Source organism: Nostoc sp. (assembly GCF_036919555.1).
Taxonomy (GTDB): Bacteria; Cyanobacteriota; Cyanobacteriia; order Cyanobacteriales; family Nostocaceae; genus Nostoc.
This window is the reverse complement of the sequence record NZ_JBALCS010000077.1, coordinates 1-26,130: the sequence shown is the minus strand read 5'-3', so window position 1 is coordinate 26,130 and position 26,130 is coordinate 1. Positions and strand designations below refer to the sequence as shown.

Below are 26,130 nucleotides of genomic sequence, written 5' to 3'. Positions count from 1 at the left end.
TCGCTTGCGGGGAGGGGGTTGGGGGTGGGGTTCTATCTCTGCAACCAAGTAGCGATATCCTGCAATACCCCCTCCATCCTCTCGAAAACATCCTCATTTCTAAATCGCACAACCTGCAACCCCAAACTCTCCAAAAATTCTTGACGTATCGCATCTTCCTGTTGGGTGTAGTCATGAATTTTGCCATCCACTACCACCACTAACCGCGCTTCATTACAGTAAAAATCGACGATAAAACGGTCAATTGTTTGCTGACGGCGGAACTTGAAACCCAAAAGTTGCTTGTCTCTCAACTTCTGCCAAAGTAACTCTTCTGCTGGAGTTGCTTCACACCGCATCTGTCGCGCCAATGGTTTAAGTTTTTTCCAAAGTTCGTGTGGGGTTTGCCAAGAGTATCCCGGAACCCCACCCCCTAACCCCCTCCCCGCAAGCGATGAGGGGGAACTGGAGTCGGTGAGAGACTTTGGCTTGGGGTTTTGATTTTGGGTCATTTGCACGATTGTGGTTAGCTATATTTCATGTTTTATTCCCAGAGATCGCACTCTTACAACCTCCCTAGCAGTCAAAACTCTGGCATAATCAGATATGGCCGCACCTAAAAAAATGATATAAATCTTGCCAAGCTAATTGAAAGGTTTACGCCGACTGGATATTTTAATAGAATAATCTCATCAAAAGATTCGCAGAAACATAAATGGACTGGATTACACTACTGCGATCGCTACAGTCTGATTTTATTAAAAGGCTAACATCTGGTTGTCTGCTTCATTGTGAAACAGAAGGTCAATATAGTGAATTAACTATAATCTCTGGAGACAGATTAAAGGCATTACGGGAATTTTGCTGGCTGATGGCTGAGAAATATAAGCGTGTTTCGCCAGTGCGTGATGTTTTTATTAGCTATCTCAAAGGGAAATTGGGTGAGGAAGTTGTCAAAGAACGTTTAGCTGATTTTATTACCGAAGTCGATTATGAAAAGCGATTCGGCGGCGATGGCAATATAGATTTTACCTTGACTTCTGAGCCATCTATTGGTATTGAAGTTAAATCTCGTCACGGTAGTATTGATAGAGTTAGATGGTCAATTAGTTCTGAAGAGGTTGAGAAAAATGCAGTTGTAGTTTGCATTTTGATTCAAGAGGATGTGAGTGAAGCACAATCTGAGTATCACCTTTTTTTGGCTGGCTTTCTCCCAACCCGGATGATTAAGTTGAAAACTGGTAAAATTTCATTTGGGATAGAACAATTATTGTATGGTGGTGGTTTATGGTGCTATCTAGAACAGTTACAATCTTCGATGAATAATTCTTATAAGCAACAACTACCAATTTACAAATATCTCCCGAAGCAGGAAACGCCACCTAAGCAAACTAACAACAAGGTGTTCAAATCTTCTTTTCAACCTGAAGTAGAGAACTATTTACAATATCGTGATAAAGATTTAAATCTACTTTATGTAAGATTGGCTGATGAATGTTTTGAAAAAGGAGAATATACGAATGCGATCGCCAACTATAATCAAGCTTTAAAAGTTAATCATGGCGATGTTAATCTATATTATAAACGAGGTTTGGCTCATTATCAAATAGGAGATTATGAAGCTGCAATCGCAGATTATTCTCAGGCAATCCAGACGAATATCCATGATGCTAAATCTTACAATAAACGAGGTTTAGCTCTGTCTCAAATAGGGCGATTAGAAGAAGCAATTAATGATTATACTCAGGCGATCAGAATTAATCCTAATGTTGCCGTAGCTTATAAAAATAGGGCTGAAGCTCGTTCTAATGTAGGAGATAATCAGGGTGCAATTGAAGATTATACCCAGGCTATTAAAATTAACCCCCATTATGCTGATACTTATAAAAACCGTGGGATTGCTCGTTATTTATTAGGCTCTCAACCGGGATTTCCCCAAGCAATCAAGATTAATCCTAAAGATGCCATAGCTTATAAAAAACGTGGTAATGCTCGTTCAGATCTAGGAGATTTTGAAGGAGCAATTGAAGATTATACTCAGGCAATACAGATTAATTCTAATTATGTAGATGCTTATTACAACCGTGGTAATGCTCGTTCTGACTTAGGAGATTTGGAAGCAGCAATTGAAGATTATACTCAAGCAATCCAGATTAATTCAAATTATGCAGATGCTTATTACAATCGTGGCAATATCCGTTTAGAAATAGCAGATAAAGAGGGAGCAATTGAAGATTTTCAAAAAGCGGCAAACATCTATCGTCAAGAAGGGAAGCTAGAAGCACTCAAAGATACACGAGAAAGAATATTAGATTTAGAAATAGAAGAATCATTAGATGTTTTAAACTTCTAGAAAATCGATGAATTCGGATAAATGTCAACTTAGCGTGAAAACTCCGGCTTCCCTCTCCTTACTAAGGAAAGGGATTGAGGGTGAGGTTTGATCTTATATTTCTCAGTCCCTAATTTTCCCTATACCCTCCAGCGTAGTCAATTACACAAATTGTTCTATATAATTTGTGATTTCCATAAGCAACACCAGACACTTTAAAAGCGCCGTTAAAAATATTTTTTCTATGACTGCGATCAGGCACACTATCATCAATAATTAATTGCATGACGATATCTTGAGCAGTGTTATAGCCATAAATGATATTTTCGCCTGCGGTTGTTTGCCATTTACCATAGCGGTTGATGCGAATATACGGGGTGCTACCATCGCTACCATCATGACCTGTGGCACCTTTTGGGCTTTGGTCTTTAACCTGGTCTTTTGCTGCTAAAGACATACCCTTAGATACACTCAATGCTCCCACAGGAGGTGCAGATTTCAAAAATGCGATCGCCTCATCAACTGCTTTGACTCCTTCTTGAGTTTGCCAATAGGTATTATTAGAAATGTTTACTAGGTTTCCCTCAAAGCGCTTTCTATAGTTTTCTAAAATCGGGAGGTATGACTGGGGGTTTGTTCGTACCTTATTTGTTTCAACAATTACCTCTTGTTCCAACGATGAAAGGTAACTCACTTTTGATAAAGTCGGACTAGTTTGTGAAACTACTGCTGGGTTAGAGTAGGCTACAGACGGGTTAGATTGAAACAGTTGATCTGAGTAGCCAAATATCAACGCAATTGGCAAAAACACCCAAAATTTCATGAGACGCATCCATTAACTCACATTTTTCTATGGATTAATTTTCATTTTCTGATGGCTGCTTGCAAATTTACACTTTCAGAAACCAGCGTTGGCGATACATCAGAACACCAACAGCCCACCATAACAACACAGTTACTATAGCAAACAACAGGGAACCATTCAGCGCCCCCGCCCAAGATGCGAAATAATTCTGGTAAATCCAATTGTAGGTACTAGGAGCATCTTTGCCTGTGCCGATAGTGGTTTTCACTAAGATTTTAATCAACAAAACGGATGCAACGAAAAGAGCGATCGCATTTAAGCCCATAATTTCAAAAGGTTTACTCCAGCGACGATTCAGCCGGACTTCGATCAGTTCATAACAAGCTGCTAGCAAAAGTAATGCCCAACCGGTGGTAAAAACTACATAGGAACTTGTCCACAGCTTTTTGTTGATGGGGAATATCCACCCCCACGCCCAACCGATAATTAAACAACCAACTCCAAATAATCCTAACCCTATACTTGTGCGTGAATGTACAGGTTGGCTGCGTATCCATTGTCCAGTAAAGTAGCCAGCTAGAACACTTACTATCGCCGGAATAGTACTGAAAAGTCCCTCTGGATCTCCCATAAAGTTGAAACCATCGCCTTTGTATAAGTGTGCTTTGGGAATAATCAGGCGGTCAATATAAGCGCCAAAGTTACCTTCCCGCGTCAGCACTCCCGCGCCATATTCTGGCACTGGCAAATACATCATCGTTAGCCAGTAGCCGATGAGTAGCACTGCTGCCAGTATCCATTGACCTTTACGCGGCAGGTTGAGAACTACCAAGGAAGCCAGCAGATAAGTAAGGCTGATCCGTTGCAACACTCCTAGAATGCGGATACTACTCAAGTCAAAAGTCCAAACACCCTGATTCCAAAAGCCATTTAGTAGCAATCCCAAGGCAAAGAGAATGGCAGCGCGGCGTAAGATGCGCCAGTAAATAGCTGAGGTTGGTTTATTACCTTCGGTGTACTTTGACAGCGAGAAAGTCATTGCTACACCAACAATGAACAGAAAGAAGGGAAATACCAAGTCAGTTGGTGTGCAACCGTGCCAATCGGCGTGGGCTAAGGGAGGATATACATCATCTGCGACTCCTGCCATATTGACGAGAATCATCGCAGCGATCGTAATGCCGCGAAAAACATCCAGTGAAGTCAGGCGCATAAGCGGAATTTTATGTTGGATGAGTATCTAAGCTACCCCACTTGATGCAGGTAATCAAGCAAAATTTCTAGACTCGAATACAAGGTAAAATTGGTTAGTTATGACCCTGTTCTTTCAAATTTACGTCTTTTTAAGACATTTGTATTATTGAATAAATATTATATAATCTAAATTTACACATCGTCTATTTCACCAATTCTAGATAACATTAATCAACAACACATAACAAAAATACTTGAAAGCGTAGAAAAAGATAGTGAAAGAGCATTTGTAGACGCACAAGAAGCAAGAAAGTATAATTTGGTCGCTATTTGTATTTTTGTGGCTGTTTTCGTGTTTTTAACGGTTTTTCTGGTCAATAAAGACGTGGCTGTTTATCAGGATATTCTGAAAATACTTATCATATTTGGCGGCGGATTTGGCAGTGGATTGGGTTTCAAAATATACTTAGACCGGAAAAATAAATAAACTTTGAATATAGAATTAAAGGATCATAATTTGTTATGTAAGCGATAAAAATTTGTTAATTATGATAATAGTTATTTTAAGCACACAAATTTTGGATTTTTGAATAACTATGCCAATCAAAGTTGGAGATACCGCTCCTAATTTCACTCTACCTGCCCAAAATGGCTCAACAATTAGCCTCGAAGATTTTCGTGGCAAAAAAGCTGTTATCCTATATTTTTATCCCAAGGATGACACACCCGGATGTACGGCTGAATCTTGCGCCTTTCGCGATCAGTATGAAGTGTTTAAAACCACTGGTGCTGAAGTTGTCGGCGTGAGTGCTGACTCCAGTGAATCTCACCAACGATTTGCTACGAAATACAATCTACCTTTTACTCTGTTAACTGATAAAGGCGACCAAGTGCGGAAGCTATATGGCGCAAGAGCGGTCTTTGGCTTGTTCCCTGGTCGCGTTACTTACGTCATTGACCAACAGGGAGTTGTGCAATACGTGTTTGATTCAATGTTTAACTTTAAAGGTCATGTTGAGGAAGCGCTGAAAACTTTGCAACAACTTGCAGCTAAGTAGGAGTTAGGAGAGACGCGATTAATCGCGTCTGTACAGGAGTTATTTCTACCCTATCTCCCTATTCCCTATTTATTCGAGTGTGACTTTTCCGGCATGACAATGTTAGCGTGGGTTGACTTGCCATTATTACCGTTAGTATGAGCGTTACCATTGCGGGGATGGATCACACCATAACCGCCGTGGTTACGTTCGTAAATTACATTAATCTCTCCGGTTTCAGAATTGCGGAACATATAAAAGTCGTGTCCCACTAATTGCAGTTGTTCTAGGGCTTCTGCAAGGGTCATCGGCGGCATGGAAAAATATTTGGTGCGAACAACTTCGTTGGGCAATTCGGGAGTGCGATCGCCAATTAAATCTGTTACTACTGATTCTGGAACAACTACTTCTGTTGGCTGGGCATGAGTTTTCTGGTCTTGACGCCGTTCTTTGTATTTCCGCAGTTGACGGGCAATTTTATCTGCAACTAAGTCAATGCTGGCATAGAGATTTTCGCTGCTTTCCTCGGCACGGATAACGCTACCATTAGCATAAATAGTTACTTCAGCCGCTTGTCTAGTATTAATTCGGGGATTACGGGCTACGCTAAGATGCACATCCACTTCATTTGTAATGCTCTGAAAGTGACTAACTGATTTTTCAATCTTTTGATGTACATACTCACGAATTGCATCGGTTATTTCAATATTTTTGCTGTGGATGACAAGCTTCATGTAAACTCTCCCGCTGAATATTTGAATTTGTGAATTTGCTTTGTATGAAAAGAAGTTGCGGTAAGGTCTATTACTCCCGCCAAAACAAATTGTGAACTATTTGTATCTACTGCTGGTAAGCTATCTCTAAGCTTGCTGCATCTAAGTTGTTGTTAATTAAGTACACCCTTGATTTCCCTCCTCATCTCTGCGCTGATATCCAATTGGATGTCCACATAAAACTCTTGGGTGAGGAAATCTGAGTGGTAGCTCCCGTGACTACCAACTCCAATAAAGCAACGCTTACAGAACTGTTGATAGTTGCTCCTTCTGTGTTCGATTGAAGTTTGCTTGCTGTTGTTCAATAATACAAGTCTTTGTGCAAGTTTGATAATGTTTGAAATACAAACAATATAATTAGAGTCATCAGCCAGTACATACGTCCTTATTGTCTTGGCATGATGCTTATTGCAGAGAATTCCTCCTAAAACCTATTGAGGTTATCTTTTCAAACTAGCACTTTGTGTTTTCTAATGCAGCTTCCCTTGACTTTCCTTTAAAATCCTTTACAAAACTTAACTTTTTTTGACTCCAATCCTGTAACTTGAAATATATTTCGTTCCCAATACAGTTGATTTTTGGCATGATCCATAGTAATGAACCACACAAAAACCGTTGTTTGCTGTATAACCAAGGATTAATACCTTACTTGCAAGCTCATAGATGGCAGCGATCGCTCGTTACTGAGCGCATCTATGACACCAGTCTAGATGATGTGTTAATTTTACTAGAACATCCTCCTGTCTACACTCTCGGGCAAGGAGCCAACTCAGATTTTCTCAAATTTGATATTGACAAAAGTCAATATGATGTGCATAGAGTAGAACGAGGCGGCGAGGTTACTTACCATTGTCCCGGTCAACTGGTGGGATATCCAATTTTAAATCTGCAAAGTTATTGTAAAGACCTTCATTGGTACTTACGGCAACTCGAAGAAGTAATAATTCGCGTATTGGCAGTTTATGGGTTGCAGGGAGAAAGAATTCCAGCTTTTACTGGTGTTTGGTTAGAAGGGCGAAAAGTTGCGGCTATTGGTATTAAAGTTAGCCGTTGGATTACTATGCACGGCTTTGCATTAAATGTTTGTCCAGACATGACAGGCTTTGAGCGCATTGTACCCTGCGGTATTTCTAATAAACCTGTAGGTAGTTTAGCTGAATGGATTCCAGAAATCACTTGCCAAGAAGTACGTTTTTATGTAGCACAGTGCTTTGCTGAAGTCTTTGGTGTGCAATTAGTCGAGTCTGTTCTTCAATAATAATTAACCAAGTTTTATTTTGGTTATTAAACTCTCTGGAAACATGATTATGAATAATCTCCAGGTATATGCCCCATCGTTAACGTTCCTGAGAGAAGGTGATTGGACAGCTTTAATAGAACTATTTGATAGAGACGACGGTGATGAAATTGAAGCCGACATCCACAGGAGTTTGTTTTGGCTGATACCTGAACCTTGTTGGGAAGACGACCCCTTTGATTTCTTGCGGGAGTATCTTTAAATAGTGCTGAGTGATGAGTTCAAAAAAAGTCTTTAAGTACGAATTATATGATGTCCGCCAAATTACCCATAATAAAAGAACCCCACCCCCAACCCCTCCCCGCAGGCGGGGAACTCGGGGCCCCCTCTGGGGATTAGGGGCAGGGAGCTAAAGCGCAGCTTTGGCGGGGTGGGGTTCCAGGTATTATGCTTAGTTGCCCGGACATGATATTACGAATTACGAATTAGGAATTATTTTAAGGCGACTGAGGAAAATACGTAGGCGATCGCTTTGGGGATTGGTCAGAACTTCATAGGCTAAACCTTGTTCTGTGACAATACCTTGATCTAAAAATATCACCTGATGGGCTACTTCCCGCGCAAATTGCATTTCATGGGTGACGACCACCATTGTCATCCCTTCTGCTGCCAATTGCTGCATCACTTGTAAAACTTCGCCGACGAGTTCGGGATCTAGGGCGCTGGTGGGTTCGTCAAATAGCATGATTTGGGGATTCATACATAAGCTACGGGCGATCGCTACTCGTTGCTTTTGTCCGCCAGAAAGTTGTTCGGGATAAGCAGAGGCTTTGTCAAATAAGCCAACTTTATCTAAAAATAATCTCGCTAGCTGGGCGCTTTCTTTCGGTGTTTTACCCAAGACTTTCTGGGGTGCGAGTGTCATATTTTCTAAGACACTGAGATGAGGAAACAGGTTGAACTGTTGGAAAACCATGCCTACTTGTGTTCGTAGTTGCCGCAGTTGGCTATAGTTGAGAGTGGGTCGGGATAAGTTGATACCGTTGATTATTAAACGCCCGTTGTCAATGGTTTCTAGGCGGTTGAAGCACCGTAGTAGGGTACTTTTTCCACAGCCGGAGGAACCGATAACTGCAACGACTTCTCCCCGGTTGATTTCGCCTGTGATTCCTTTGAGGACTTTTAGGGAACCAAAGTTTTTTTCGATATTGTCAAAAATAATGGCGGGGGTGGTATTGTTCATTGGCTGTGTCAAGCTGCTCTACAGTTGATTGTAGTGTAGACGCGCAGCAGTCCTAAAAAACGCCTCATAATTCATTCTGAGGCTAATAGCTAAAGTCTTCTAAAGAAGACTAAGTAAGGGTTTTAGTCTACTGAGGTAGACTTTAGCTATTAGCCAAGAAATTTATTTCTTGGCGGGACATTGAACAGTTGCATATTATATATAACTTGAACGAACCGCAGAGGCGCACAGGGCGCAGAGAGGGAGAGAAAATAATATGGCTAAATATAGTTTTATCCGTTGGCTGCGCTTATCTCTAGTTATAAGTTTTAGCTGTTTGTTACTGGCTGGTTGTGGGGTAATTCCTACTGCGGGGAAAACTCTGCGGGTTGCTACGGAACCAGCCTTTCCACCTTTTGAGTTTAAAGGAAAAGGTGGTGAGTTACAGGGTTTTTCCATTGATTTGATGAATGCGATTGCTTCCTCTGCTAACTTTAAAGTGGATTTTCAAAGTCTGCCTTTTGATGGCATTATCCCAGCTTTGCAAGCTAAAACGGTAGATGCGGCGATTAGTTCAATTACGATTACTGAGGAGAGGGCGAAGACGATTTCTTTTTCCCGTCCTTATTTTAAGGCTGGGTTAGCGATCGCCATCCGTGCAGACAATCAAAATATTACTGGCTTTGACAGTCTCAAAAATAAAAAAATTGCGGTACAAGTTGGTACAACTGGGGCTGCAAAGGCTAAGAGTATTCCTGGAGTGCAAATTCGCAGTTTTGATTCAGCACCTTTAGCCCTGCAAGAATTGTTCAATGGTAATGTGGATGCGGTAATTAATGATGCACCAGTGACTTTATATGCTATTAATACGGGCAATCTCAAAGGAATTAAAATAGTACAGCAATTGCTGACGGAGGAGTTTTACGGGATTGCTACAGCTCAAAATTCGCCGAATTTGGCATTAATAAACGACAGTTTGGATAGGGTGCTGAAAAATGGCACTTATTCCCAAATTTATCAAAAATGGTTTAAAACCGAGCCGCCATCATTACCAGTTAAATCACCATTTGAGAACCAGAGTAGCGCTGGCGCACCTAAAATATTTACCTTAATTGGCGTGATTTTGCAGGCTTTTCCAACTTTATTACAAGGAGCTTTGGTAACGTTGCAATTGACGATACTTTCTGTAGTGTTTGGTTTAATTGGGGGTTCCCTGATTGGTATTGTTCGCCTTTCTCATGTTGCACCTGTGCGTTGGGTGGCGAGGGCGTATGTGGATTTTTTCCGGGGAACGCCTTTGTTGGTGCAAATTTTTATGATTTACTTTGGATTCCCGGCAATTTTGCAAGAACTTGGTTTGACATTTAGTTTTGATCGCCTAACTGCTGGGGTAATTGCCTTAAGTTTGAATAGCGCCGCATACATTGCCGAAGTTGTCCGTGCTGGGATTCAATCGATTGAACCAGGGCAAGCAGAAGCAGCACAATCATTAGGTTTGAGTTCTGTGCAAATAATGAGTTATGTAATTTTTCCCCAAGCTTTCCGGCGGATGATTCCACCTTTAGGTAATGAGTTTATCAGTTTGTTGAAAGATACAAGCTTAGTTTCTGTGATTGGGTTAGAAGAATTGGTACGTAAAGGACAGTTAATTATCGCCGATAACTATCGCGCTTTTGAAATTTATGCGGCTGTGGCGGTAGTTTATTTGTGCTTGACGTTACTTTCTTCACAAGCGTTTAGTCGCTTAGAAGTGTGGATGAATCCGGTTAAACGGCGCAGAAAGTACGATAGCTAATAATTTCTCAGTGATTTTTAGGACTTACTTTAAACTTCTAGCATATCCTCACGAATTACAATTTTTGGAAAAGGTTGACTGCTACAATAATATCTATTGGTAAGCTGACGATCCGGCCACTGGAAAATCTTTCTCTTCAGGTTCCCAACCTGATGTGTGTATGTGGATTGAACAGCTTTTGAGGTATTAAAAATATGACAGAGTTCACTTTAGTAATTGGAAATAAGAATTATTCATCATAAGCATTGACGAAATGAATTGTTGATAACTGCTCATAACAGCTTAAACACTTTTTTATAGCAACTTCAAGCAGAATACATGGATGCGGATAATTGGACATATCAACTACAAAAGGTACTACCATGAGTTCCCGCGCACTGCTGTTAGTAAATCGTCATGCCCGCCAAGGGCAAAAAGGTCTGTCGGAAGCGATTCAATATCTGAAGACATTCGGCTTTGATTTAATTGAAGAGTCTACAGAAGACCCCAAACATCTTGCTGAAGCTATATTTCGCTATCAGCATCAAGTTGACTTAGTAATCATTGGTGGAGGAGATGGGACTCTCAATGCCGCTATAGATGCTTTAGTTGATACTCAGTTGCCCTTGGGAATCTTACCTCTGGGAACTGCCAACGACCTAGCGAGGACTTTGGAAATCCCCAATTCCCTCAGCGAAGCTTGCAAAATTATTGCCTATGGAAATTTACACCGTATCGATTTAGGTTGGGTGAACGGCAAGCACTTTTTTAACGTTGCCAGTTTGGGACTGAGTGTAAAAATTACCGAACGACTTACCAAAGAAGTCAAACGCCGTTGGGGAATATTTGCTTATGCCGCCACTGCATTGCAAGTGATTTGGGAAGCTAGACCTTTTACTGCGGAGATTGTGATTAATGGTGAATCAGTTCGCGTGAAAACAGTGCAAATTGCTGTGGGTAACGGCCGCTATTACGGCGGTGGTATGGCAGTGGCTCACGATGCCACAATAGATGATCAAAGGCTAGACCTTTATAGCTTAGAGATTAAACATTGGTGGCAGATTATACTATTACTTCCGGCGATGCGACAAGGGCGACATATACATTGGCAGAATGTACGTTCTCTTCAAGGTGAAGAAATAGAGGTGTATACTCGCAAACCGCGCCCTATCAATACAGATGGTGAAATCACTACTTATACACCTGCTCATTTTCGGGTTATACCTAAAGCTATAGCTGTTTACTGCTATAATGCTGATAAAATAGTTCTCTAAGAACTAGTTCCCACACTTTGAGCATTGATTAGGGTGGGTGAGAAATGCAAAAAAAGATTGTACTAACGGCTGATGCGCCCACAACCATGCTTCATAGTTCGTGGGAACGACTGAAAACCCGAACATTAGGTGAACGGGCTATGAGTAACCAACGATCGCTATCAGCGATATAGTCAATTTAGCTTAGTTAATGGTGAATATATTTTACAACCAGGCGATAAAATCTGGATGCCGGAAATTGGTTTAGGTCTTGGACGTAAACGGGGAACTTACCAAAAAATCACGCGAGAATGGTTCTATTGGTTAGGCAGGGCTATTTCATTCTCATCTAGCCCGCCTCAGAATGAATTCTGAGTCTAATAGCGAAAGTCGTCTTTAGACGACTGAGACAAAGTTATAGTCCGTTTTAACGGACTTTAGCTATGAGCCGTGGAACTTTAGTTCTGGGCGGTTTATGTTTAGAACGAAATAGCCCTGTTAGTTAGGACTTACGCATTGACAGGAAAAACTAAATATGCAGTATGATTTCAGCCATTAAACCTAGATTTTTCGACACTTTTTAGGCGATGCCTGCGGCGGGCTACGCCTACGCTATTTATCAAAAGATGATTTCTAAAAGCCTGAAACGACGTATTCTCGTTGATGCACAAGATAATAAATTTATACAGTGCGTAAGTCCTAGAAAAAAATCGTGACTTTAAGAAAAAAATCATGACTTTAAAAAAAAAATCATGACTTTAAGAAAAAAATCGTGATTTTAAGAAAAATATCATGATTTTAAGAAAAATATCGTGATTTTAAGACGCAAAGCTTAGAGATAAGACGTAATGAGTTGAAAAAGCAACGTTAGGGCATCTAAAATCGAAAATATTCCGATAAATCTCAATTTTTTAACTTAATTGCCATAACGCACCGCCAGACTACGAAACTTAAAAAGCAAGATGTCAAGACACCTTGCGGTATTGCATCGGTGTCGTCTCAGAACAACCACAGCAACATCAGCAGACAAATCATTGAGTACTGCATAAAAAATCCGGCATTGCTGAATCCAGGGATGATTCTTGTGGGGTGGGCATCCTGCCATTGGTGTCAACTTAAGTGCAAACCCTTTTAAAAGCTCGTTTCCAGCCTCTAGCTGGAAATGCAGATCAATTGCGGCTCTGCCGCCAACAAGGGAGGCGGAGCCTCTAGAACGGCATTCCCAGTCTCCGACTGGGAACGAGATAATCTGTAAAAGCTGCTTCTAGACTGGACAGTAATGCAAATATACAATCCTAGATTCTACTTTGGTGGAAACAACTTGCTTACTGATATTAATAAATGAGCAAAATTACGCTATTTTACGGTTGCTATGTAAAATTTAATTTACGTAAGTTGGAATTTGAAATAAACCTAATACAAAATATATGCCAGTAGGAAATGACTTTCTAGCACAGTTAAAAAAAGTAAGAGTTGTTAAAAGTACAATAACTCGCACAGTCAGAGATTTAATGGCAGACTTTCAGAATGCGAAAATCGTAATACCAGATTACCAGCGAACTTTTGTATGGGACAGCCCAAAGCAGTGCCGATTTATTGAATCTATTTTTATGGATATTCCAATTCCACCTTTATTCTTTCTAGAAAAATTCAGTAATGAGACGGGCGAAAAAATATTTGAAATAATTGACGGAGTTCAAAGAGTCACTACTTTTGGTAACTTTTTGAATGGAACTCTCAAGCTCTCAGGTCTTGGAAATTTACCAGAATTAAACCAAACCGCTTTTCCAACACTTGAACCAAGTATAAGTAGTGTGTTTTGGGAACGCCAAATCAATATTATTATCATTGAAAGTGATACTCAGCCAGAAATACAATTTGAAGTATTTGGAAGACTCAATCTAGGGTCAGTTTCTCTTAATGCTCAAGAATTAAGAAACTGTATGTTTCATGGAGATTTTAATAAGTTCCTGATCCATTGCAGTGGTATTACTATCTATAGAAAAATATTAGAGCCTTTCCCAAAATTCCGCCAAGTAAAAGAGGGAAAGCCCGACAAAAACAGAATGCTTGATGTTGAGTTAATTTTGCGATTCTTTAGTCTATATGAATCATATAAACCAGAACAAAATCAGTATGAAGAGGCAAGAGGTGAAACACTTAATGCTTATATGAGAGAAAGGATAAAAAACAATAGTAGTGAAGATGGCTCAATTTCAAAATATAAAAAGAAAGAAGAGCTTGAATCTTTACTTCAAAAAGTAGTTTTAATGATTCAAATGACTTTCAATGGAAACCAATTCAAAAACTTTAGTGTAAAAAAAGATAAAGAGGATAAAGCGGATTTTTCTTCATCTCTAAACCAAGCAGTTTTTGACACTCAAATGCTAGGATTTGCTGATTATAGCATAGCAGACATAGAGGGCAAAACAAAAGTAATTTATAATGCTTTTCTTGATCTCTGTTCTTACAATCGGAATTTTATAGATGCTGTTTCACGCTCAACAAGCTCTAAACTGAATGAACGTCTAACAATTTGGAAAAATAAACTTAATCTAATTATGGAGAATCCACAGCCATACTTGGAAAAGCTAGAACAGAAGCAGCAACACTTCAATTCTGATCCATCCTGTAGTTCTTCAGGTCAAACAATTGAGACAATTGATGAAGCTGATTTCGTCGATGGTAAGCTTTACCATAGAGCTAATACTCCATCAAAACAAATATCCCCTAAAATCAGCCCTAATACAGGTGTTAAATTTTTTGTAGATGGTCAAGAACACGACATAGGTAATGTAAATGACACAATGAAGTATGTGATTGATGCATATTTAATCAACAGAATTAAAGACGATAATGACGCAATTACCCGTCTAGCTGATTTAGAATTTATCGGAACATCCGCGCAAATGAGTTCTAAAGTAAAAAGAATTAAAACGTTTAGATCACTGCATCTTGAGAACAGCAATTCAGAAGAATTATATATTGATATGAGTGGCTCTGATAATCAAAATTTGGAAAACTTGAAATGTATAACATCACTTTTTAGCTTTATGAGCGACTTTAGACTCATATCGTAAATACCTTATAGTGGTTTCCAGGTGCATGAAGTAATATCAAAACCTCACCCCCAACCCCTCTCCTTACTAAGGAGAGGGGAGATAAAACTTATAGCTTTTCCTAATCAAATAAAGTACATCATAGCCCCCTCCTCGCTTGCGGGGAGGGGGTTGGGGGTGGGGTTCTTGATTTGTACGCAAACCTAAAACCACGAATTTCTCTAAACGATCGCCCCAGTCTCCAAATTACAACCAATTGCCAATCAACACATAGGCAGACCAAAAGCTTGGTGCCTTATAGTTAGGATGTTTCAGCAGTTGTAGCTGGGCACGGTGGACAGCTTCGGCTTTGGAGATTTTGCCACTCTTAAGTTCTCGATAGAAGGCACTAACAAACATTGCTGTCGATTCATCATCAATCTGCCACAGGGAGGCGATGGTACTGCGTGCCCCAGCTCGGACAGCTGCTCCTGCTAGACCGAGTGTTGCACGGCTATCTCCTGTTGCTGTCTGGCAAGCACTCAAAACTAATAACTCTACTACGGTTTTACCCTGAGTGCGAAAGAGAGTATCAAAATCCTTGACATTTATCTCACCATCGAAATCCAAAATAAAAGTCTCTTCAAGGCGGGAACTAAACTGACCGTGGGTTGCTAAATGCACTATGTTGAATGAAGCAGCATTAATTTTACTCTCTAAATTCTTTTTCTTAAAATCTCTATCTATTAGGCTAGTTGTCGAGATTCCTGCTTTGCTAATGCCCTCGAATTCAGATTTGATTGCTAGCAACGGTGGAAAGTTGGAAAACCCTGGCGGCGGCTGAGTTAATCCTGCGGTTAGCGCTCTTAACTGCTGTTTTACTAGCGGTTTGGGGTCGAGGAGTTGCAAACCGACGCTGAGAGCGATCGCATATTTCTCTACCAAATATTGCTTACCATCGTAAAGAGCTGCCATTGGTAAATTGCGTAACGCGCCATCCAGAACGAATACTAGGGTATCTACCCCACTTTTTTGCAATTGTGACTCAATGGGTTTGAGCAGCCAGTTGTAAACTTGGTGCGCCTGGATTTGGACGGCTTTGGTAGCGGTGGGATTGACAAGATTTTTTCGCAGTTCTACTAAGAGTTTCTCTACTTCTGTGTGGGAAATCTGAGTAGTGTAGTTTTGCAGGGGTTGTTTGGGAATTTTGACAATTACCTGGAGTTCGTCAGCAAGAATAATCGGATAAAGGATGGCAGCCGTGGGATTATCTTGGTCTACGACTTGATCGAGGGCTACTCTTTGACCTTGTAGACAAGCTTCCCGGAAGAAGTCGTCTAATTCTGCTAGTTGGAGTGCTTCAATCCTCTGGCGGACTTTCTCCAATATTTTTTCATCTGATTTTCCTTCTTGGGATTTCAGCAGTAACTCTACTGACTGTCGGTAGATGGGTTCTACGCTGTCTCGAAACTTGAATTGCACATCCTGGTTGACTACATCTTTATTGACTACTAAATCTTTGCGAAGAGACTGGAGAGTTTCCACAGCAACATCATACGCCGCGATTGCCCCATTAATATCTTTTTGTGCCCAGAGCAATCTACCTAACTGCCACTCCAAGGTATAGCTAATTTCTGGTGCATTGCTGCTCTGTGCCAAAGCTAATCCTTGCTGGGTCAGTTCTTGCGCCTCTGACCACTGTCCGGTTTCTTCGTACAAGCCGCCTAAACTCTTCAGAGCATAGGCTTCTGCTCGCTTATCTTTTAAACTGCGGGATTGCTCGATGGCCTTGGCGAGTAATACTGTTGAGTCTTTTTTGCTAAATCCTGAGTAGTAATTCTGACCGGGTGTTTTCGATATACTACTATTGATTTTTTCTAGACTTTGTGCAAAGTTAACCTGGGCGTAAATACTAGCACGGCTGAGGGAGAGTTGGTCGAGTTGGGACTCAATCAACGGCAAGAGAGTTTGAACCCCTGCCCATTGTTGATCTTCAATGAGTAGGCTCAGGTGATTCAGTTGCGCTTGGACTTTTGTCAGAGGTGAGGGAGATACAGCGACTGTTTGTTGATAATAGGCGATCGCCTTTGCTTTGTCTTGTTGTTTACGGGCATTATTCCCCAGGCTGAACAGACTAGCGCCAATATCAGCGCTTGATTGCAAATTTCGAGCAATCCTCAGACTTTCTTCTAGCGCCTGACGTGACTTTCCCAAATCGCCCAATAGCAAAAGGGCATCACCGAGCGATCGCCAACTCACTGTTTTTTCGATAGAGTCTGGTTGAGATTTTAATGTCTGACTAACCTGATCGAGTGTTTTCACAGACCGAGAGTAAAATCCTTGGGTTCGCCATGCCTGTGCTTGATTGATTAGCGATCGCACCACGCCAGTTTTATTATCTACTTCCTTGTAAATTTTTTCCGTCTGCTGCCAAGTTGCTAAAGCCGCCTCGGCCTTTCCCATTGTCAGTTGGAGACGACCTTGAATATCCAGTGATTGGGCAAATATTTGCAGATTTTCGTTTTCATTCTGTCCTTTGAGCAAATTTAAGCTCTCTGTAATTGCCTGCTGTGCCTGACTCCATGCACCGAGTTGCTGGTAAGCTAGGGAAAGATTACTCAGTGTCGCTGCCAGTCTAAGGCTCTCCCCTTGCTGCTTATATGCTTGTACAGCCTGTTGTAACACTTCTACAGCCTTAGCAAAGTTTCCGATATTGTATAAAAGTTTGCCCTGTTGTAGTAGTGAGGCGGGGTCAACGGTCCCAGTGAGTAATGTCAGACTGTTAATTGGTAATTGAGATGAGGAATTAATTGAGCCAGAAACTTTTGCCAGCACGGGTGAACCAAGGATGCATAGCAAAGCGATTAGGAAGTACAAAGACAAACGTAAAAACTGAGCCAGCCTGGTCTTTTCCCAACGCCAAGGCGCATTTTGTCGAAAAGGGGAAGCACGCCCTAGCTGCTTTTGCCTTTTAACTTTTACAGAATTCGCGCCAAAGATCTTAGTTATTTTAGTCATAAGCATGGCTTGAGGTAAGTGATAACCAGGAACGCACAGGATTAACTGTAGGTGTTTCGGCTACCAGGGTAATAGTACCATTCACATCCATTACTCATGCCTGAGTTTCCACAATGTTAATTATGGTGGTTTGGATGAGATTTTACTGTCTAAATCTCTACTTACCTACCCCACTTGTGACAGTTTAAAATGAAATTAGTTTTGTCAATAGTAGTTATGCTGCAAATTAATGCAGTCAGTGGGTATTGAATTAAATACTGTATGCTCCTTAAGGGTCAGAATAAGTGATGCTTTTTTTTGATGACGCGATGCTTGCTTTGAGGTTAGCGATCGCTAATCTCAAAATTGTGTTTTCCACCTTGGTTTTTGACAAAATTTTAAGCAATATTACTTATTGAAAAACAGTTCCATCCTTAACGTATCAAGGATGGAACTGATCCCATTTTTTGGCGAGGGTATTGTAAATTAAGGAATACTTGTTTCACCCATGAGAGTCTGTTAGTTCATTCAGTTCAATTCATCAGGAGTGAATATTGCGATGTCTACGACGAGCTATTCGGCGTCGCAGTGAAAGATAAAAATTGAATTATAGATAGCGGTTCTCGTTTACGTGAGGTACACCCGTAGGGGCACGACAATGCCGTGCCCCTAGACCTAGCGATATAATCTTGTACCGCATCTGAATGGGAACCGCTGTATAGGATTCCTACTTGATTTTTGAACAAAACTCAGTACACCTTTATTCTTTCTTCCCTGTTAAGAGTTCCCTCTTTTTACGAGTGATTCAAGAATCAAATCGGATTCCGATATCGACATAGAAAACCAAGTACAGCCAAAAATTATATCAGTATAAAATACCAAAAACCTGGTCGAGGTTGACCAGGTTTTATCGAGTTCACAGGTTTCAAATTGTTAAACTAATTAAGTAATCGAAAGTTAATAACTAGGGTGGACTAAACAACTAACAAACTCAGCATTATTGCGTTTTTCCGCTTTGGGATTTGGCTTTGCCTTCTACATTAGGCTTTTTACCACTTCTATATTTGATCTGCTGAAATTTACTTGGGCTGATGACAGGGGACACTCAGTCATTTTCCCTTTTAGTTTGATTTTCTTTTCTTTGGTGTCCTACTATTTAAGCTATCACTTAGTTTATGAGTTGTAACCCTTGGTTTACTAAAGTTGACGTTTTGTTAGATTTTGCAATCTAGCTCTATAAATTTGATCCCCAACACTCTTTTTAAGAGAGTTGAAGGGATCTTCGAGGGATAAACATGGCTAACTAAACAGCATTGTCACCAATTCCACATAATTTGACTGTTATCAAGATGGTCAGTGATAATACGTCCAATGGCATCAATTTCTGCCAATTGGACGGCAGAAAATTGGATTTGGGCGGCTAATGCGTTGTCTAGTGCTTGTTCGGGATAACGCGCTCCGGCAATGTCTGACGACAAGCCGCTACGCCCTTACCAAGTTCTCATAAAAATAGGTGTGATTTTGACATCAGAAGTACCTAGCGTAGGCGTAGCCCGTCGTAGACATCGCTTTTCCATAATTGCTTCCTAATTCATTCCCTTAGACAGGTGCATACTTTATCGGTTTTAGCTTGAAATTAAATCAGAGTTACAGTAGACGCTGATGGAATTGACTACAACTTTTCATGCTCTCAAAGAATGGGCAGTCGCCGTAAATGCTTTAGAAGACGGCAAAACAATTATGTTGCTCCGCAAAGGTGGTATCCATGAACGAAATGGACATTTTCAAGTTGCCCACAAGCAAATTTTGCTTTACCCTACTTACGAACATCAACAAGCTTTCATGCTGAAAGCTGAGTATGCCAATTGTGTTTATCCAGTAACATCAGGTTGGCATCCAGAGATAGTTCGCATCGGCAGTTGGGCTGAAATTACCGATATTTTGCCAGTGAGTGATGAGTCTATTGTCAACACCTTGCTTCCTTTCCATATTTGGAACGAGCATTTTATTAGCGATCGCCTCAAATGGAAACCACGCCAACCCCTTTATATTCTTCTCCTGCGGACATATCAACTACCCCAAGAGCAAGAAATTCCCTATTACGCCAAATACGCTGGGTGTAAGTCATGGATTGATTTAGATCGACCAATTCAGTTGCAAGCAGCAAAACCAGTTTTATCTAACTTTGCATACACCCAACTAGTAGAGACAATTCGCGGCATTGTCGGTGATAAGTTGTACGCTCCATCCTTCTAATAACTCAATTTTCTGCCCATATCCCCGGCTTCTTCAAGAAGTCGGGGTTCTAAATTTAGCTTAAGTAAGTGCCATTCTACGCTATAGTTAATTTTATTTTTACTTTATTAATCAATACATTAATTAATTGAGAATTTTTTTAGGCTTTTTTGAAGAGTCTATCATCTGTTATGAGAAATACATTGTTTGGTGATCAAACGGGCGATTTAAACAACAAGCATCAAGATAAATTTTATATTGTTTGCTTATAGTATTTAATCAACGGAACTTTACAAGTAATTTACAAAATCTACGCTTATGTATGTAAGCAGAAAAACAAATAGTTTGATTGCAAACTTCAGTCAAAATAGTAGTTATTGTTACACACAAACAGAAGAAGCGCGGATAACATGAGAAAAATCTTCCTTAGCAAAGAAGTGAGGGAAAGCTGTTGATCTTTGTATCCTACTAGCAGCTTTCCCACGGTATGAGTTGTGAAGTAATTATCCTGTAGTGGATAAAACTTAATTACACTTTGTCTAAAGTATTAGGCAGTATTAGGCAAAAAAGTACCCCACAAGGGTGAGAAGTTACTTGACAAAAGTCTGCTATTGTGCATGATTAACTAAAAGCAAAGGAGTTTGCAATGCATCGACAAATGTGCTGGTTATCTAAGTCTGGTGGCGACGGAGAGAAAATTTTGTATTTACAGACAGAACCCAATCAACCTTGGCGTCCCTACACAGCTTTTGGACATTTTGCAGTCCCAGATTATAAAATACAAGGTGGTTCTAAAGGTTGGGCAACTTATCAAAAACTTCTCAAAGCAGGTTGGACACTAGTACCTAGCACACGGGCAAATGAGTTTGGCAGCAGCAGCTACGCAGAGTCAACAGTCCAAAATCAATAGCCCAGTGTTCACAACCCTTTGGGGGAACCTTCACCGAGAGGATCAGCCGCCCCTTCTAAAGTTCCATCGGGTGTGAGTGCGATCGCATTACCATTACCCCAAGGAGTAGTTTCTTTAATTTTATGCCCCCGACGGCCTAATTCTTGCATAGTCAGAGCATCCAAGCCCCAAGATTCGACATCCAACTCATCGGGAAGCCACTGATGATGTATGCGTGGAATAGAAACAGCCGCACCAACATCCATGTTGTATTCCAGCACATTCGGGATCACTTGCAAAACTTGGGTGATGATCTTGCTACCAGCAGACGCACCTGCTGCCATGCGGAAATGACCATTTTCTGTGATAATTAAGTCAAAGTATTAATTTTTGAAGTTACTAAACGTGCCGATTCTAAAGCACCAGCCATCCATCCTGTCAAGTAGCTTACATGCTCTCCACACAAATAAATATTGCCATCGGGTTTGTTGAGTCTGGCATAGTATTTCTGTCGTGCGTCGTTTGTATAAGATGCCCAGCCACCCAAGTTGTATGGGATTGTTGGCCAATAAACTGTGATGCCGTTCTCAAATTCGTTTCTGTACTGGGGGTGGATATTGCTACCTTGTTCCAGCGCTAGAGAGATGCGCTGATTTGGAGTCAGAGTTCCTACCTTGGTGTCATTAACTTGGTAGTAGCCGACGAGAATTCCTTTGTTGGACAGATAACCGTCCGACGGATACCAAATCTGACCAATGGCCTGATCAGTCATAGTAATGCCACCGAAGATTTTCTCGTCTTCTTCCCAAAAACGGCGTCGGAACTGCAAGCCACCTTTACCTGGTCGCCAGTAGAGAGCAGCAATGTTGTCAATTGCCTGCTTTATATCGGGAGAAAAGTCTGACGGGATACTCGTGAGTACTGGCAGGGGAATGGTGCAAATGCAGTAATCCCCTTTGATTTGTTGGTTTGTGCCTGAGCCATTGGTGTACACGATGCTAACACCGTTGGGTGTCTTGCGAATCTCCTTGACCTCTGATTGAAAAGTAATCTTCTGACTCACTTTACGTTCAAAGGCTTTAGCTATCTGATCGATCCCACCAACTGGCTGCAGCATTGTCATCTGTTGCTGCAAATCCCATTCGGAAGCTTCGTAGTTGGCGAATCCTAACTGAATTAACGCACTCAGATCGTAGGGATCTGATTGTGATGCTGATTGCAAGCCAGCACTGGGATTATTAGTGAAGCCACGTCGCCTTGAACCTTTGTAGAACAAGTCTGGAGATAAATCTCCATAGGTCTTGAGAAACTCAACGAGTCTTTCTTTGTCTTGGGTTGTTAAGGGTGCATTAATTTCATTCTGGTTAATGGCTTTAGCCAGCAATTCTGATATGTAGCCACGTATATCAGTTATGGCTTCGCGTGCACGGAGTTTTTGACCTGACAAGGGACCTGCATTCTGAGTTTTGTAGTAATATTCTTGTCGGTTAAGGTTTACTTTCACCTCAACAGCAACACCCAATTCCCTGCAGTAGTCTAGTGTGACATGTTCTTGAGGAATGCGACCAGGACCTGGATTAAAATATAAGCCCGGAGCGAATTGAACTCTCTGCGTTTGACCTAAAGTATCAGTAAACTGATCTCCACCTCGAAGCGTCCAGCACCGACCACCAGCACGTGAGCGTGCCTCAAGAATAATGCAGTCATAACCAACTTTGCCCAACTCATAGGCAGAAGCCATTCCCGCCAAACCTGCACCAAGGATAATAACGCGTTTGCCTCTCCCGTTACGCTGTAACTGAAATGAACTTCCTTGTGATGGACTCTGTGCAGTTGCTGGTTTTTCTAGCAAGCCCAAAGCCTTCATCGCCGCGTAGGCTGAACCTCCCGACACCGCAACAGTTGTGATGAAATCTCTTCTATTCATAGCTACTCCTCACAAGAAAATTAAATGTATAGCATCGGGATGATGCCATCCTAAAGATTTTAAATCAGTGTCGTTGATCATTAAAATCTTTAATAGGAGAACGCCTCCAGTTTGTGGAAATTTTAGCTTTGCAAAAGTTTCCACAAAGGGAAGTGCGCCAGATTGGTTTGTAAATTTTCAGGTATTCTAGAGTAATTAAACCACCATTTTTTACCATATTCAGAAGCGATCGCCCGAGCAATACTTCCGGTGTAAAAACTTTGAAGATTTTGGGCAATTGCTGCGAAAGTGCGGACTAAATCACGCTGCACTAGCTTGTCGCCTGGTTTATAAAATTCGCTGTTGCGAGTGAAAACATCCCGCGCTGCTGGATTGTTGAGAATTATTTCCTTGCGGGACTCGTTTGCTTGCAGAGAACGAGTAATTATCCCGTAGTTGATAGAACTTAATTACATATCTGAAATTGGTATAAAATATTTGAATTTTGTTACCGCAGCGTAAAGCCTGCGGCATGGCTTCGCTTAGAGAGAGTCCGCGTACCCCTGCGGGGAAGCAAGCTAGCAAGAGCGTCTCGTAGAGAGCGTCATTTTGAATTTTGAATTGTTAATGTCCCCCTCACCACCCTTTGGGGGAACCTTCACCGCGAGGATCAGCCGCCCCTTCTAGAGTTCCATCAGATGTTACAGCGATCGCATTACCATTACCCCAAGGAGGAGTTTCCTTAATTTTATGCCCCCGACGGCGTAATTCTTGCATAGTCAGAGCATCCAAGCCCCAAGATTCGACATCCAACTCATCCGGAAGCCACTGATGATGTATGCGTGGAACAGAAACAGCCGCACCAACATCCATGTTGTATTCCAGTACATTCAGGATCACTTGCAACACTTGGGTGATGATCTTGCTACCACCGGGCGCACCCACTGCCATACGGAAATGACCATTTTCTGTGACAATTGTGGGAGTCATGCTGGATAGAGGAGTTTTACGGGGCGCAATGCTGTTGGCATCATTACCAACCAAACCAAAAGCATTAGGTACTCCTGGCGCAGCAGCAAAATCATCCATCTCATTGTTGAGGACAATTCCAGTTCCCGGTGTCACTACACTAGCCCCAAAAATCAGGTTAATCGTGAAAGTCAGACTCACGGCGTTGCGTTGTTCATCCACAACAGTAAGATGACTGGTTTGGGGAGATTCATACCGAGTCGCGTGCAGTTTCAGAGACTGATCAGATAACGGAATGATATTTTTTCCTAAACTCTGATTATTAGCTTGACTAAAACGTTGTAGTATCTCTTTGTCTACTGGCTTGATCTCGGTCGAGGGTCTAGCCACTTGCATATTAATTTCTTGACGGCGTTTTTTGGCGTAAGCTGGACTGAGCAGTTCTTGTACAGGGACTTTGACAAAATCAGGATCGCCTAAATATTGGGAGCGATCGGCGTAAGCAATCTTCATTGCTTCTACCATTAAATGTATAGCATCGGGATGATGCCATCCTAAAGATTTAAAATCAGTGTCACCGATAATATTTAAAATCTGCAATAGATGAATGCCTCCCGATGATGGTGGTGGCATTGAGCAAATTTTAGCTTTGCGAAAGTTTCCACAAACGGGAGTGCGCCAGATTGGTTTGTAAGTTTTCAGGTCTTCTAGAGTAATTAAACCACCATTTTTTACCATATCAGAAGCGATCGCCCGAGCAATACTTCCGGTGTAAAAACTTTGGGGATTTTCGGCAATTGCGGTTAAAGTGCGTGCCAAATCACTCTGCACCAGCTTGTCCCCAGATTTATAAAATTCGCCGTTGCGAGTGAAAATATCCCGCGCTGCTGGATTGTTAAGAATTACTTGTTTGCGAGACTCGTTTGTTTGCAGAGAACGCCAAGTTTCCCCAGTACGAAGAATAAAGCCAGATGCAGCGAGTGCGATCGCAGGTTTCATCACCTCTTGCCAAGGAAGTTTACCATAGCGACGATGCACTTCATAAAGTCCCGCCACTGTTCCTGGTGTCCCTACTGCCAAATAACCATTAATACTTGCATTCGGACGCACCTTTCCTTGAGCGTCAAGATACATCTTTCTTGTAGCTTTCAGGGGTGCGCGTTCGCGGAAATCTAACGCTTTCATCTCGCCAGTTTTCTCAGAGTGCATCAGCAAAAATCCGCCGCCACCGATTCCCGCCGAAAAAGGCTCAACTACGGAGATTGCAAAGGTTGTAGCTACAGCTGCATCCACTGCATTACCACCTTTGCGTAACATTGCAATTCCCGCTTCACTTGCTAGGGGATGGGCTGAAACCACCATTCCCTTTTTGCTGCGTAGGGGTAAAGTTAAGGCGGCTGATGCAACTTGGCTGTAAAGTAAGAAGGTGAAATAAAAAATTGCGTAGGCGTAGCCCAACCCAGGCATCGTAAAAATCCTATATTTGTTTAGCATTTTCGGTATCATTAATATGATTTAATAATTTTACAGTACTCATGAATGCTATGTTACTAAAAACAAGCAAGACATTTTTTAAAGCTTTAACTATTGGATTATATATCTCTAGCGGAAGCGTTCTATCTCAGACATTACCGCTTTCCTCTAAGTTAGTAGGTTTTAATACGGCTGAAGGTGAAAAGTTATTATTTGAGAGTAAATCAAAAGAAGACTTTTTTCCACTGATTATGCAATTCACCACTCAAAATAATCAGGCATATTGTGGTGTTGCTAGTATGGTTATGGTACTGAATAGTCTAAAAATTCCAGCACCAGAAGCACCCGAATACAAGCCATATCGAGTATTTACTCAAGAAAACTTTTTTAGCAATAATAATGCAAAAAAAGTGCTAACTCCTGAAGCTGTGTCTCACGAAGGTATGACTCTAGACCAGTTAGGAAAATTACTAGCCAGCTATGATCTGAAAGTTAATGTTTACCACGCTGCCGATACTAGTTTAGAGGAGTTCCGCAAACAAGCGGCAGAAAATTTAAAACAAACGCAAAATTTCGTTGTAGTAAACTATCTACGCAAAGAAATAGGTGAAGAGAAAGGTGGGCATATTTCCCCTTTGGCAGCATATAATGAGCAAACAGATAGATTTTTAATTCTTGATGTTAGTCGTTATAAGTATCCACCAGTTTGGGTAAAAACAGCAGATTTATGGAAAGCAATGCTCACAAATGATCCCTCATCAAAAAAAAGCCGTGGCTTTGTATTTGTAAGCAAAAGTCTTTGATTTGACAATCTGTTCATTGAATTCATGAATCCTGCAATCGCCCATCCTTCATCTAAACAATGCGATCGGGAATATCTAAAATTTGAATTATCAAAAATCGAAGGGTTTAAGACCTGTACCATTAGACCTATCCTTAATATAAATATTATGAGATAATTAAGGAATAAAATAAAAACTAAACTGCATCTAGTATGACAACACCTTTACAAAGAAT

21 protein-coding genes and 2 pseudogenes are annotated in these 26,130 nt (G+C 41.1%); 11 read left to right on the top strand and 12 right to left on the bottom strand.

Features of this window, described 5'->3' with window-relative positions; all coding sequences use genetic code 11:
- Nucleotides 1-32 precede the first annotated feature (32 nt).
- Nucleotides 33-491, bottom strand: a complete 459-nt coding sequence (locus tag V7K36_RS21105; RefSeq protein ID WP_335118946.1) for an endonuclease domain-containing protein — start codon at nt 489-491, stop codon at nt 33-35.
- 203 nt (nt 492-694) lie between these two features.
- Between V7K36_RS21105 and V7K36_RS21100 the strand changes: the two genes are divergently transcribed.
- Nucleotides 695-2,332 (top strand): tetratricopeptide repeat protein, encoded by a 1,638-nt coding sequence (locus V7K36_RS21100; RefSeq protein ID WP_335118944.1) that lies wholly within the window; start codon nt 695-697, stop codon nt 2,330-2,332.
- A 109-nt stretch (nt 2,333-2,441) separates the two neighbouring features.
- On the opposite strand, the gene V7K36_RS21095 is transcribed toward V7K36_RS21100, so the two are convergent.
- The gene (locus tag V7K36_RS21095; protein WP_334828638.1) at nt 2,442-3,143 is read right to left on the bottom strand and encodes a CAP domain-containing protein; all 702 of its coding nucleotides are present in this window, start codon (nt 3,141-3,143) and stop codon (nt 2,442-2,444) included.
- Nucleotides 3,144-3,201: 58 nt separating this feature from the next.
- A complete protein-coding gene (locus V7K36_RS21090) occupies nt 3,202-4,329 on the bottom strand; it encodes an acyltransferase family protein (protein ID WP_335118942.1) in 1,128 nt (375 codons plus the stop codon).
- A gap of 577 nt (nt 4,330-4,906) precedes the next feature.
- On the opposite strand from V7K36_RS21090, the gene V7K36_RS21085 reads away from it, so the two are divergent.
- On the top strand, nt 4,907-5,368 hold the full coding sequence (locus V7K36_RS21085) for a peroxiredoxin (RefSeq protein WP_335118940.1): 462 nt from the start codon (nt 4,907-4,909) through the stop codon (nt 5,366-5,368).
- A 65-nt stretch (nt 5,369-5,433) separates the two neighbouring features.
- Here the strand turns inward: V7K36_RS21085 and hpf are convergent, their stop codons facing one another.
- The gene (hpf, locus tag V7K36_RS21080) at nt 5,434-6,081 is read right to left on the bottom strand and encodes a ribosome hibernation-promoting factor, HPF/YfiA family (protein WP_334828632.1); all 648 of its coding nucleotides are present in this window, start codon (nt 6,079-6,081) and stop codon (nt 5,434-5,436) included.
- Nucleotides 6,082-6,703: 622 nt separating this feature from the next.
- Here hpf and lipB point away from each other — a divergent pair.
- Together lipB and V7K36_RS21070 are read left to right on the top strand one after the other, a co-directional pair.
- On the top strand, nt 6,704-7,378 hold the full coding sequence (gene lipB, locus V7K36_RS21075; protein WP_335118938.1) for a lipoyl(octanoyl) transferase LipB: 675 nt from the start codon (nt 6,704-6,706) through the stop codon (nt 7,376-7,378).
- A 49-nt stretch (nt 7,379-7,427) separates the two neighbouring features.
- A complete protein-coding gene (locus V7K36_RS21070; RefSeq protein ID WP_335118936.1) occupies nt 7,428-7,619 on the top strand; it encodes a hypothetical protein in 192 nt (63 codons plus the stop codon).
- Nucleotides 7,620-7,835: 216 nt separating this feature from the next.
- Here the strand turns inward: V7K36_RS21070 and V7K36_RS21065 are convergent, their stop codons facing one another.
- Nucleotides 7,836-8,600: an amino acid ABC transporter ATP-binding protein gene (locus V7K36_RS21065; RefSeq protein ID WP_335118934.1), complete on the bottom strand. Its 765-nt coding sequence runs from the start codon at nt 8,598-8,600 to the stop codon at nt 7,836-7,838.
- A 256-nt stretch (nt 8,601-8,856) separates the two neighbouring features.
- On the opposite strand from V7K36_RS21065, the gene V7K36_RS21060 reads away from it, so the two are divergent.
- From V7K36_RS21060 to V7K36_RS21050, 3 genes are all read left to right on the top strand, one after another.
- On the top strand, nt 8,857-10,374 hold the full coding sequence (locus V7K36_RS21060; protein ID WP_335118932.1) for an ABC transporter permease subunit: 1,518 nt from the start codon (nt 8,857-8,859) through the stop codon (nt 10,372-10,374).
- Nucleotides 10,375-10,736: 362 nt separating this feature from the next.
- The gene (locus tag V7K36_RS21055) at nt 10,737-11,627 is read left to right on the top strand and encodes a lipid kinase (RefSeq protein ID WP_335118930.1); all 891 of its coding nucleotides are present in this window, start codon (nt 10,737-10,739) and stop codon (nt 11,625-11,627) included.
- A 44-nt stretch (nt 11,628-11,671) separates the two neighbouring features.
- Nucleotides 11,672-11,800, top strand: coding sequence for a hypothetical protein (locus V7K36_RS21050; RefSeq protein ID WP_335118928.1), 129 nt, complete (start codon nt 11,672-11,674; stop codon nt 11,798-11,800).
- A 722-nt stretch (nt 11,801-12,522) separates the two neighbouring features.
- On the opposite strand, the gene V7K36_RS21040 is transcribed toward V7K36_RS21050, so the two are convergent.
- Nucleotides 12,523-12,711, bottom strand: a complete 189-nt coding sequence (locus tag V7K36_RS21040; RefSeq protein ID WP_335118927.1) for a hypothetical protein — start codon at nt 12,709-12,711, stop codon at nt 12,523-12,525.
- 322 nt (nt 12,712-13,033) lie between these two features.
- On the opposite strand from V7K36_RS21040, the gene V7K36_RS21035 reads away from it, so the two are divergent.
- Nucleotides 13,034-14,686 carry a DUF262 domain-containing protein gene (locus V7K36_RS21035; RefSeq protein ID WP_335118925.1) on the top strand — a complete coding sequence of 551 codons (1,653 nt, stop codon included), beginning with the start codon at nt 13,034-13,036 and terminating at the stop codon, nt 14,684-14,686.
- 225 nt (nt 14,687-14,911) lie between these two features.
- Here the strand turns inward: V7K36_RS21035 and V7K36_RS21030 are convergent, their stop codons facing one another.
- Nucleotides 14,912-17,668 (bottom strand): CHAT domain-containing protein, encoded by a 2,757-nt coding sequence (locus V7K36_RS21030; RefSeq protein WP_335118923.1) that lies wholly within the window; start codon nt 17,666-17,668, stop codon nt 14,912-14,914.
- A gap of 1,289 nt (nt 17,669-18,957) precedes the next feature.
- Nucleotides 18,958-19,119, bottom strand: coding sequence for a hypothetical protein (locus tag V7K36_RS21025; RefSeq protein ID WP_335118921.1), 162 nt, complete (start codon nt 19,117-19,119; stop codon nt 18,958-18,960).
- A gap of 184 nt (nt 19,120-19,303) precedes the next feature.
- On the opposite strand from V7K36_RS21025, the gene V7K36_RS21020 reads away from it, so the two are divergent.
- Complete coding sequence (locus tag V7K36_RS21020; RefSeq protein ID WP_335118919.1) at nt 19,304-19,897, top strand: DUF1802 family protein; 594 nt, start codon at nt 19,304-19,306, stop codon at nt 19,895-19,897.
- A gap of 625 nt (nt 19,898-20,522) precedes the next feature.
- On the top strand, nt 20,523-20,786 hold the full coding sequence (locus V7K36_RS21015; RefSeq protein WP_300414465.1) for a hypothetical protein: 264 nt from the start codon (nt 20,523-20,525) through the stop codon (nt 20,784-20,786).
- A gap of 8 nt (nt 20,787-20,794) precedes the next feature.
- Here the strand turns inward: V7K36_RS21015 and V7K36_RS34220 are convergent.
- From V7K36_RS34220 to ggt, 4 genes and pseudogenes are all read right to left on the bottom strand, one after another.
- Nucleotides 20,795-21,136: pseudogene (locus V7K36_RS34220) on the bottom strand (gamma-glutamyltransferase); the annotation flags it as partial.
- A complete protein-coding gene (locus tag V7K36_RS21010; RefSeq protein ID WP_442948496.1) occupies nt 21,136-22,692 on the bottom strand; it encodes a flavin monoamine oxidase family protein in 1,557 nt (518 codons plus the stop codon). The gene V7K36_RS21010 and the pseudogene V7K36_RS34220, both read right to left, overlap by 1 nt.
- Before the next feature lie 18 nt (nt 22,693-22,710).
- Nucleotides 22,711-23,111, bottom strand: a pseudogene (locus tag V7K36_RS21005) (gamma-glutamyltransferase); the annotation flags it as partial.
- A 196-nt stretch (nt 23,112-23,307) separates the two neighbouring features.
- Nucleotides 23,308-25,107: a gamma-glutamyltransferase gene (gene ggt / locus V7K36_RS21000; protein WP_334946882.1), complete on the bottom strand. Its 1,800-nt coding sequence runs from the start codon at nt 25,105-25,107 to the stop codon at nt 23,308-23,310.
- Between the two features lie 68 nt (nt 25,108-25,175).
- On the opposite strand from ggt, the gene V7K36_RS20995 reads away from it, so the two are divergent.
- Nucleotides 25,176-25,916 carry a phytochelatin synthase family protein gene (locus tag V7K36_RS20995; RefSeq protein WP_334946836.1) on the top strand — a complete coding sequence of 247 codons (741 nt, stop codon included), beginning with the start codon at nt 25,176-25,178 and terminating at the stop codon, nt 25,914-25,916.
- Nucleotides 25,917-26,130: the final 214 nt, after the last annotated feature.